The organism is Pseudomonas yangonensis (assembly GCF_009932725.1).
GTDB lineage: Bacteria > Pseudomonadota > Gammaproteobacteria > Pseudomonadales > Pseudomonadaceae > Aquipseudomonas > Aquipseudomonas yangonensis.
This window is the reverse complement of sequence record NZ_BLJU01000086.1, coordinates 1-454: the sequence shown is the minus strand read 5'-3', so window position 1 is coordinate 454 and position 454 is coordinate 1. Positions and strand designations below refer to the sequence as shown.

The 454-nt window shown below is 72.7% G+C and carries 2 protein-coding genes; both read left to right on the top strand.

What is annotated here, in order from left to right:
- The coding region (locus tag GYB81_RS23600; RefSeq protein WP_368854860.1) for an ATP-binding protein at positions 1 to 253 on the top strand (253 nt) is incomplete at its 5' end.
- On the top strand, positions 250 to 454 hold a 205-nt coding region (locus GYB81_RS23595), incomplete at its 3' end, for a response regulator (RefSeq protein WP_368854859.1). The genes GYB81_RS23600 and GYB81_RS23595, both read left to right, overlap by 4 nt.

Here is a 454-nt window from a genome sequence, read left to right as displayed (position 1 = left end):
GCGGCGGCTGCGCGACCATGGCCCGGACGTCTGGGCCGAAGCGCCCGCCCGTGCGCGTGAGCCCTTGTTCACCGCCGAGACCAGCGGCCAGGGCCTGGGGCTCGGCCTGGCCATCTGCGATAGTCTGGTGCGGGCGCTGGCCGGCGAACTGCTGCTGGCCAATCATCCGGCCGGCGGCGCGCTGATCACCCTGCCCCTGCGCCTGGCCAGCCCCGGCGGCAACCTGCAACCATCTGAGGCTCCTTCGCCATGACCCGCGACAGCGCCATCGACAGCCGCATTCAGGTACTGCTGATCGACGCCGATGCCCATCTGCGCCAGGCGCTCAGCCAGACGCTCGACCTGGCCGGGCCCAAGGTCCTCAGCCTGGGCGACGCCCAGGGCCTGGCTGCGCGTATCCCGGCCGGCCGGCCCGGACTTGTGGTCAGCGATCTCCGCATGCCGGGCATCGACG